This is a genomic window from Ornithinibacillus halophilus, assembly GCF_900129485.1.
Taxonomy (GTDB): domain Bacteria; phylum Bacillota; class Bacilli; order Bacillales; family Amphibacillaceae; genus Ornithinibacillus; species Ornithinibacillus halophilus.
In genome coordinates this window covers 38,655-48,773 of sequence record NZ_FQVW01000022.1, presented here as the reverse complement: position 1 = coordinate 48,773, position 10,119 = coordinate 38,655, and the positions used below count along the sequence as shown (strand labels likewise).

Here is a 10,119-nt window from a genome sequence, read left to right as displayed (position 1 = left end):
AAAGATAAGAATGTATAAAATTTCAGAGATGTCTAGCTCCGAGCGCCTGCGACTAGCGAGACTTCCTTCGCCTCCGTACGATAAGTCAACATCGACTCCGATAAAAAGGAAGGTCGACTATAACCGGACTTTGCGTCCAACGTCGACATACCCCTATGAAGGGGCATGTTTCCTTTATCTCCTTCGCCGCAGTCCAGTCCGTACGTCGCAAAGCGGGCGCTCTGCGCTTTTCTTATGTAACCTTTTCATTGTAATTTGTCAGAACTTTGATACAATCATAACCAAAGTATGAATAAATTGGAGGTTATGGTGTGACAAATAGTACGGTAGATATAGTAAATGATTCACTAAATGCTTTGATGGACGATAAGGAATTTTTACCTGAGTTAAAGGGAGAGACTAGAGAAAGAGCGTTTTCTTCTTTGGTCTCCATTCTTTCCACCCCCAACCATGTAAATAAATCATTTTTAAGAGTGGTGCTTGAAAATGGTAAGGTGATCAGGGTTCCATCTTTTCGAGTGCAGCATAATAATGTCCTTGGACCATATAAAGGTGGGATTCGTTTCCATGAATCTGTAAATGAAGATGAAGTGGTAAACTTAGCAGCACTGATGACATTAAAAAATGCATTGCACGAAGTACCTTTCGGTGGTGGAAAAGGTGGCGTAGTAATTAACCCTAGGGAATTCAGTGAAAAGGATCTCTATGTTATCTGTAAAAAATATGTTCAGTATTTTAGTGATATTCTTGGTCCTGACAAAGATATACCTGCACCTGATGTTGGAACGGGTGCAAGAGAAATGGATTGGATGATGGGAGAATATAAAACCATACGACCAGGTGAAACATATCGTGGTAGTTTCACGGGGAAAAGTGTAGAGAACGGTGGATCGTTAGGAAGAAGAGAAGCAACTGGTAAAGGAGTTTACTACACTTTTCGCTACCTATTGTATGATTTTGTAAAAAAACAAGAACAATGGTTGTCGGAGAGAGACAATATTTTTGCTAAAACAGCCTTGTCTTTAAAAGATAAATCTTTAACGTTAGCAATTCAAGGTTTCGGAAATGTTGGTTCTGTGGCAGCGCTAGCAGCATACCAATGTAATCATTTAAATAATAAAATTGTGGCAGTTAGTGATCGTAATGTGACTTTATATAATTCTGACGGCTTGGATATTCCTAATCTAATTAAGTTTACTAAGGGAAATCGAGGAGATTTACCAATAACTGACGAACAGCTTGAAGAAGCAGAAGTAAAGGCGATCATTAAAGATCGAAATGACGTTTTAACTTTAGATGTGGGTGTTCTATTTTTAGCTGCATTAGAAAATCAAATCAATAGTAATAATATGGAAGATGTAAAAGCTCAAATCATTGTGGAAGGTGCCAATGCACCTGTAACAAATGATGCTGATGAATATTTAAGTGATAAAGGAATAATTATTGTACCAGACATACTAGCAAACGCAGGTGGTGTAATAGTATCCTATTTTGAATGGCTACAAGGAAAAGAAACACAGTTTTATAGTGAGGAAGTAATATTTGAAAAGCTTTATAATAAAATGAAAAAAACCTTTGATACAGTCTATCCTCAATTCTTTGGCGATCCATTTCCATTACGAGAAAACTGTTATATACACGCTGTCATGAAACTTTCAACCATACTGTATCGTCAGGGAAAACTGTATTAGAATGTAAATGTAAACATCCTGGAGTATAAGTAGACTCCGGGATGTTTTTTGTTTGGTGAAAATATATATTAATTTTAAATAGTTTAAATATTTACATTTTAAGAACAATAGATTAAAATAAAGTTGTACTATTTTTAAGCGCTTACACATAGCGTTTAACTAGGATTCATCCATTTATTTTCACCTAGAATCACTCTTGTTTTGATGGTAAATCCAAAAAAAATAAGGAGGTAGAAAAGGTTGAATGGAATTTTATTAGCACTTATTGGTTTAGTAGTTTATGCACTTGGATTCCGGTTCTATTCGAAATATGTTGCTCAAAAAATATTTCGTTTAGATCCAAACTATGTTACTCCAGCACATCGTTATAAAGATGGAGTAGACTATGTGCCTACCAACAAATTTGTCTTATGGGGGCATCATTTTACTTCTGTAGCCGGGGCTGCACCAATTCTTGGGCCCGCAATCGCCGTTTATTGGGGATGGTTACCTGCTGTACTATGGGTAGTACTAGGTACGGTGTTTGCTGCAGGTGTTCATGATTTCGGTACTTTAGTATTGTCTGTAAGAAATAAGGGACAATCAGTTGGAACACTAGCTCACAAATTAGTTGGTCAGCGTGCAAAAATTTTATTTTTATTTATCATACTGATTTTGGTATTAATGGTTAATGCTGTGTTTGCTTGGGTTATCTCTAACCTGTTCGTAAGTTACCCATCTAGTGTTATTCCGGTCTTCATTCAAATTCCTTTAGCGATTTGGATAGGGTATGCCGTTTATAAGCGAAGTAAGAAGATGTTACTTCCTTCCTTGGCTGCATTAGTAGTCATGTATGTGACTGCAGTAATAGCAAGTAGAGTGGATTTCTTGCAAATTGACTTAGTTGCTTATATGGGTGGAGCTGATGCAGATGGCTTATTTGGATTGGGAGCAAGAAACTCTGCATTCTTAATATGGATAGTCATTTTAATGATCTATGTTTATATAGCATCGACATTACCAGTGTGGAAGCTATTACAACCGAGGGATTTTATTAATTCCCATCAATTGGTAGTCGGTTTGCTTATTTTATACTTAGGATTAGTATTCACAAATCCTGAAGTAGCTGCACCTGCATTTAACAGTAATGCTACTGATGTTTCATGGTTCCCATTATTATTTATAACAATTGCCTGTGGAGCAATATCTGGGTTCCATGGATTAGTTTCATCAGGGACTTCATCGAAACAATTAGATAAGGAAACCGATGCTAGATTTGTTGGATATGGTGGAGCAGTTGGTGAAGGGATTCTTGCATTAATTTCAATTATTGCTGTAGTTACCTTATTCTCAGGTACGGATGCTTTTTCTGCAGTCTATAGTAGTTTTGGAGAAGCTAGTGCTTCAGGGCTTGGAAACTTTGTAGAGGGGGCAGCAGTTCTTGCACAAGGCTTAGCCATTCCATCTGATATTGCAGCAACGATTGTTTCCGTAATTGTTGTAAGCTTTGCTGCAACGACACTAGACACTTCTGTTCGTCTAATGCGATACATTATTGCTGAACTTGGTGTTGAGTATAAAGTTCCTACTTTAACTAAAACACATGTTGCTACATCAATTGCAGTAGTATCAAGTGCAATTTTGGTTGTACTTCCTGAAGGTGGTGGAAGAGGTTTTGGTGCTGGTGGATATTTATTATGGCCACTATTTGGAACGTCAAACCAGTTGTTAGCTGGTATTAGTTTACTACTAATCTCTATTTGGCTTAAGCGACAAGGTAGGAACTATGCAGTCACACTCATACCGATGATCTTCCTGATGTTTATGACTCTTTGGGCGATGTTCCAACAAGTCGTATTCCAATGGTCATGGTTTGGTTCAGATTCAAATATGTTACTGTTTGTTTTAGGTGCAATTATCTTTGTGTTTGCAGTTTGGATAGTATTAACAGCATTCCAAGCATTAAGTGGTAGAATAACGCCACCAGTTGATGAAGATAAAAAAGATGTGGGTTAAATAGTTTGATGGAAAGGGATCATTTTCATGGTCCCTTTCTACTATGAAAGAGGTGTTTCTTATGCTAGATAAAGTAAAAAAACTCATTGAGTATTATGAAGAAGTATTAAGTATGCCTCACAGGCAGGAAATAGCACGTGAACTACGAAATGAGGAAGACTTATTTCTATTACTTTTATATTCTGAAATGATAGGGATACCAAACCCTGTATATTACTACACATTAGAACTATATCCATACATGATCGAAAAATTTCACGATTGGCATTTACGAATGGGCATGGAAAAATCCCCACTAACAGGGATCAGATGTTGTTAAGAACAAAAACTAAAAGGTCTAAAAACCTATAAAGATTTGAGGTGCAAGGTTATGGAAGAGCTAGATAAAAAGATTCTGTTTGTCGGCGGAAAAGGTGGAGTAGGAAAATCTACTTCCGCTGCTGCACTTGCATGGAAATCAGCCCAATCAGGTCACAAGACACTATTAATCTCAACAGACCCTGCTCACAACCTAGGAGATATATTTGATCAGAAAATAGGTGGGAAAGTAAAGCAAGTAGCAGAAAATCTATCTGCCTTAGAAATTGACCCTGAGGTAGAAACCTCTAACTACATAAAAAGTGTGAAGGAAAATATAAAAGGTGTCGTTCATTCTCATATGATGGAAGAAGTACATAGACAACTTGACACTGCTAAAGCTTCACCGGGAGCCGATGAAGCAGCATTATTTGATAAACTAATCTCCATTATAATAGAAGAAAGCCATCAATATGAACGATTAATATTTGATACAGCACCGACTGGCCATACCATCCGATTGCTGTCTTTACCAGAATTGATGGGAGTTTGGATAGAAGGGTTACTTCAACGAAGAAAGAAAACCAATGAAAATTATACACAATTATTAAATGATGGAGAGCCTATTGAGGACCCTATCTATGATGTGTTAAGGGAACGACAAGAACGTTTTTCTAAAGCTAGAGAAGTTTTACTTAATCCGAAAGTTACTGGCTTTATTTTTGTCTTAAATCCTGAACGTCTACCGATTCTGGAAACGAAAAAGGCAATCGAATTACTTGATAAGTACCATCTACATGTGAAAACATTAATAGTAAATAAAGTGTTGCCTGAAAAAACAGATGGTGAATTTTTTATACAACGAAAAAGACATGAAGATAAATATGTAAAGCTGATAAAAGAAACTTTTCGTAAACAAGAATTAATTACTGTTCCATTGTACCCACACGATATAACGAGCAAAGAAGAGTTGGACCATTTCAGTCAACACATAAAAGAGGGGATGAAACAAAGTTGAAAGCATTTGTACATGAATTTGGAGAATTAAAAATAAAGGAAATGCCTGACCCCACTGCAGATAAAGGTGAGGTTGTTGTTAAATTAAGAACGGCAGGATTAAATCGAAGAGATTTGTACATACCTAATCGAAGAGGACCAGAAAAAGAAGCACTCATATTAGGGTCAGATGGTGCTGGAGTTATTGAAGCAATAGGTGATGATGTAACTAATGTAAAAGTAGGAGAGGAAGTTATCATTAATCCGGCATTACGTTGGAATAAAAATAGTGATGCTCCTCCAGAAGGTTTCGATATTTTAGGAATGCCGGACCATGGAACTTTTGCAGAGAAAATTGCAATATCAGCTGAACAGGTTGAAAAAAAGCCAAGTTACCTTACTTGGGAAGAATCAGGTGTCCTTTCTTTATCAGGATTAACTGGATATCGTGCATTATTCACAAAAGGACAGTTAACAGAACATGACACCGTATTTATCCCAGGAGCAGGGAGTGGTGTTGCAACTTTCTTAATTTTATTCGCAAAAAGTAGAGGTGCTAAAGTAATTGTTACATCTAGAAGTGTTGAAAAACGTAAACAAGCATTAGCCATTGGTGCAGATCAAGCAATCGATACAAATAGTGATTGGTTAGAAGAGTTGGAAGGAGAAACTATTGACCTTGTCATCGATAGTGTAGGAAGAGCTACTTTTAATCGTTCATTAAATGTATTGAAAAAAGGTGGAAGAATTGTTACGTTTGGTGCAACAACCGAAGATACGATTGAGTTTAATTTACGTGCCTTTTTCTATGGGCAATATCAGTTGTTCGGTTCGACAATGGGATCTAGAGAAGAATTACTTGCATTAATTGAGCTAATGGAATATCAAAAAATCAGGCCTGTTGTAGATCGCACATATTCTCTTGATCAAACACTAGAAGCTTTTAATTACCTAGAGGATCATAATAACTTTGGGAAAGTATCGATAGTAATGGACAAATAATACAGGGAAGCTCAATAAAGAGCTTCCCTGTATCTATTTTTTCTAACGTAATGCGGAAATGAAGGGGACAACTACGATTGCTACTGCCAGCAGTAATACAACAAAGGATCCAAGTTTACTCTTGTCCTTCCATAATGTTATGGAAAATCCCAATGTATAGAAAAACATAATAATCATTACGGACCATATTATTAATCGCAATTTAATCCCTCAGTTCCTCTAGTTTTGGTACTTCACCTTGTCTACCAAAGTTTGAAAATCTAATGGAAATATCTACATTAATGTCCATATTGGGATATGTTTTCATCCAATCGAATTTTTCAAACTCTGGTAGTGTACGGAAATGTTTTCTAGCTTCTAAGGACCAACCAAATGGTTCCGTACCATATTCTTCTTGAGTTTTTTTTATGAAATCCTCAAATACCTTCGTAATTTCATCATCAAGATGTTTTTTCAATTGTTCTCTTTTTTCAGCTTCTTTTGGATAGTCCACCATACTATGATTTGATAAGACCTCTACAGCTAAAGGTAGACTGACATCAATTGAGGGCACTTCCTTTTTCAAATCCATTTTTGTTTTAACTTTCCCTTGTTTTTCAACTCGAATTGCCAGTTTGTGGTCTTCTGAAAATGGATCAGGATACGCAGTAAGAATATCTTTAATTGGTAAAGTAGGGTTTAATAAATAAGCTAATCTAGTTTCTCGAGTGGTGATAGTTCCTATCATTTTTCCTTCTTTAAAGACAGCTGCCCCTGCAAATTGAATAGGACTTGTCATACCTTCATATTGAAACTCTCCGGCAGTAATATTCAGGGGGTTTTGAACTGAACCAGAATTATTTTTTTGTAAAGAAGTTCCGTAGATAGATAAGAATAAATCAGCATCTGATTCTGTAATTCGAAAAAATTTTAACAAATCAGATGTTGGGGCAATACCTGTAGCATTTAAACGTTCAAATATTTTTTCGAAATATTCATGTGGGCGAGATTCTAACAATGGATTAATATTTTGAATAAATGTACTTGCTTTTTCTTTGGAAACAACTAAACGAATATCTCTTCGAATCTCTTTTGATTTAGTCAAGTCATACATCCATCTTATGAATTCGGGATCCTTTGCAAACTCTTCTGAAATGAATAGCACTCTTAATAAATCATAAGTAACTTGTTTAGCTACGACCATATTTGCTACATCTTTTGCAGATTCCATATCATTGGCTACAAATGAGATAATCTCTTGAGGAGGTTCATCACCACCTCCTCCTTCAGCTAATGAACCAAATTCAGGGTTTGAGATTAGAAATGTTATCCTTATTTGATTAGTTTCATCATCAATTTTATCCATCCCCAGTCCAACAACATAAGCTCTACCTTCTAATTCTACTTGATCCCAACAACCACTGAGGAATACTAACATTGCAAATAGAGATATTGATTTAGTTATTGTTGTCATCATTACTAAAATCTCCTTTTAATTTTGCAACAATCCATATGAGTATAGGTAGAAAGAAAAAGATAGGTGTAGTAAATTGAAATAGAGTCTTCCTTAGTTCAAAGATTGCATAAGTTGGACTTTCTGGCAGTATACCTATAAAAACAATTAAAGTAGCTATCGATGGGATTACGTATTCGAATTGCTTAATTTTAAATAGATGTCCAAATAGAAGCGCGTTGATCCATATATAGACTGTAAATCTTATAAAGGAGGCAATGGCCCAAAATGGAAGAAAGAAGGACTCCATATTCGTTAAGAATCCGGTATCGATGTAACGAATGACTTCATGAAATGGATAATTCACCATTTTTAATGATTGATAATCAAATAAAAGCAGAAAAAGTAAAAATGCAATACCTACGTTTATAATAACGATAATAAAACCAGCCCAAGTTCCTTTCTTAAAAACATGGATGTCTTTAATAAATGGGACTATAAGAAATAAATAAAGAAAGTCTGCGTATATGGATAACGTAAATGTGCTTTCTTTGACAATTTCTATTGGACCAGGCCCAAAGATAGGATGAATAAAAGATAGATTAGAATCACTTAAAGTTAATATAAATACAAACAATAATGATACTTGTAAATATGGATATACTACCCAAGCTGCTGAGCCTATTTGTGCAAACCCACGTTTGGCACCATAAGCACAAACCGCCATAATCAAACCATATATAATGATAGTTGGTGTTCTAATGAAATACATTGTACCAATAATGTCAGTGTAGATGGCAGTATCTATAATCAAAGCGCTTATACTTATAAACCATATAATAAATAACAGTAAAAAGCCTAAATATTTTCCAAATAAACCATCTATTATTTCAATTAACCCTTTGTTATATCTTGTAACAACTTTCATTAAGAAAATTAGAGGGATTACTACAATTAGTGCATTAAAAAAAGGAGCAATCCACCCTGCCGTGTCAAGAGTATCAAAGAAAAGAATGGGAGTGTCATCAGTTACTTTGGTTGCTATCATTATTGTAATTATCGCAATATATTCTCGTATACCAATTTTTTCTTGTGATTGTTGCAATGTTGTATGCTCCTTATTGCTTCTTTATATCCTTTGGTTTAACATATCCAGGCCTAAAAAATTCATTTTGCAACAGTCTCCTAAAAATTGTGTCTTTAGAAGATACATACTTTGGTGTTAATGGTGATAAGTAAGGTACACCAAATGATTTTATCGACACTAAATAAAAGATACCAACCGTAAACAACGCTGCAATACCATAAATTCCAAAAAAACTAGCTGCTAGTAACAATAAAAAGCGACTCATTCTTACTGCAAAATTCATACTTAAATCCCCAATTGCAAATGAACTTAAGCCACCTAAAGCTACGACGATGACAACTATTGGGCTAACAATATTAGCTTGAACAGCAGCCTGACCAAGTATTAAGGCCCCAACAATTCCAATAGTTGGACCGATTGGGCTTGGGACTCTCAGTCCTGCTTCTCGAATTAACTCGAAAGCAAGTTCCATCATTAATACTTCAACAGCAGCAGGGAAGGGTACTTTTTCCCTTGTAGCAGCAATTGCTAATAATAAGTCTGGTGGAATCATTTCTGCATGATAGGTAACAATTGCAACATAAGCTGCAGAAATAAAAAGCGTCATAAATAATGCCAATAAACGCAACATCCTAGTGAAATTACCGTATGGAAAACGTAAGTAATGGTCTTCACTAGAATGATAAAATGACCAAAAAGTTGCTGGAAGTACTAGGGATGCAGGAGAATTATCCATCAACAATACAATATAACCATCTTCAATATAAGAAGCTGCACGGTCTGGTCTTTCCGTAAATAATATTGTTGGGAAAATCGATTTTGGTCTCTCTTCAATACGTTGTTCTAAAAGACCAAGGGTTTGTACAGTATCTACCTCTATTTTTTTTAGACGTTCTCGAACATTAGAAAGCATCTTGTCATTAACCACATCGCTAAGATAGAGTATGTAAACGTCATTATTTGAACGTTGAGAAATAACTGAGGACTCCACAACAAGGCTTTCACTCTTTATTTTCTTTCGAATCATTGAGATGTTTGTTGAGGACAGCTCATTAAATGCTTCTTTAGGGCCTTTAACAACTGTTTCATTTTCAGATTTCTCAATATTTCTACCTTCAAAGTTAGGTGCACTAAATAAATACGCTTTTTCCTCCCCATCAATAAATAGGGCAATGTATCCTTTACTAATTTCAATTAGAATATCCTTTACAACTGTTTTCGTTATGATGGATTTTACAGGAATAGAGTCTTCAATCTTTTTATTTGTATCTTCACTAGCTAATAATGGGGTTAAAATATGATCTTCAACAATATCCGTTTTTGTAATCGTATCTATAAATATGAGTAAGGCTTTTCGATTGCCTAATAAAAATTCTCTAAATTGTATATCAGTGTTTAATGGATACTGATAGATTTCTTTAAACAGATCAAGATTCTTCTTCAGACTAGCATTTAAATTTGATTGCTTTTTATCTATTTCCTCAGTTGAAGATTCTTCTGGAACAGTTGGTATCTTCTTTAATGTTTTTTGTAGGAATTGTTTTAACAAGATATCAGCTCCAGTTTAGACTTTTCTACATTATTTAGTTTTAACGAATTACGATCCTATTATGTAAAAA

8 protein-coding genes are annotated in these 10,119 nt (G+C 35.2%); 5 read left to right on the top strand and 3 right to left on the bottom strand.

Features of this window, described 5'->3' with window-relative positions:
* Positions 1 to 311: 311 nt before the first annotated feature.
* From BUB12_RS10205 to BUB12_RS10185, 5 genes are all read left to right on the top strand, one after another.
* Positions 312 to 1,691 (top strand): Glu/Leu/Phe/Val family dehydrogenase, encoded by a 1,380-nt coding sequence (locus tag BUB12_RS10205; protein ID WP_234982653.1) that lies wholly within the window; start codon positions 312 to 314, stop codon positions 1,689 to 1,691.
* A 240-nt stretch (positions 1,692 to 1,931) separates the two neighbouring features.
* A complete protein-coding gene (locus BUB12_RS10200; protein ID WP_072890627.1) occupies positions 1,932 to 3,686 on the top strand; it encodes a carbon starvation CstA family protein in 1,755 nt (584 codons plus the stop codon).
* 61 nt (positions 3,687 to 3,747) lie between these two features.
* Entirely contained in the window at positions 3,748 to 4,005 is a 258-nt protein-coding gene (locus tag BUB12_RS10195) for a cory-CC-star protein (RefSeq protein WP_072890625.1), read from the top strand.
* Positions 4,006 to 4,056: 51 nt separating this feature from the next.
* Positions 4,057 to 5,001: an ArsA family ATPase gene (locus BUB12_RS10190; protein WP_072890623.1), complete on the top strand. Its 945-nt coding sequence runs from the start codon at positions 4,057 to 4,059 to the stop codon at positions 4,999 to 5,001.
* Entirely contained in the window at positions 4,998 to 5,981 is a 984-nt protein-coding gene (locus BUB12_RS10185) for a quinone oxidoreductase family protein (protein ID WP_072890622.1), read from the top strand. Before BUB12_RS10190 ends, BUB12_RS10185 begins: the two co-directional genes overlap by 4 nt.
* 202 nt (positions 5,982 to 6,183) lie before the next feature.
* Here BUB12_RS10185 and BUB12_RS10180 read toward each other — a convergent pair whose 3' ends face one another.
* The 3 genes from BUB12_RS10180 to BUB12_RS10170 are packed head-to-tail and all read right to left on the bottom strand — an operon-like array spanning position 6,184 to position 10,049.
* A complete protein-coding gene (locus BUB12_RS10180) occupies positions 6,184 to 7,437 on the bottom strand; it encodes a Ger(x)C family spore germination protein (RefSeq protein WP_072890620.1) in 1,254 nt (417 codons plus the stop codon).
* Positions 7,418 to 8,518: a GerAB/ArcD/ProY family transporter gene (locus BUB12_RS10175; RefSeq protein ID WP_072890619.1), complete on the bottom strand. Its 1,101-nt coding sequence runs from the start codon at positions 8,516 to 8,518 to the stop codon at positions 7,418 to 7,420. Before BUB12_RS10175 ends, BUB12_RS10180 begins: the two co-directional genes overlap by 20 nt.
* 13 nt (positions 8,519 to 8,531) lie before the next feature.
* On the bottom strand, positions 8,532 to 10,049 hold the full coding sequence (locus tag BUB12_RS10170; protein WP_234982652.1) for a spore germination protein: 1,518 nt from the start codon (positions 10,047 to 10,049) through the stop codon (positions 8,532 to 8,534).
* Positions 10,050 to 10,119 lie beyond the last annotated feature (70 nt).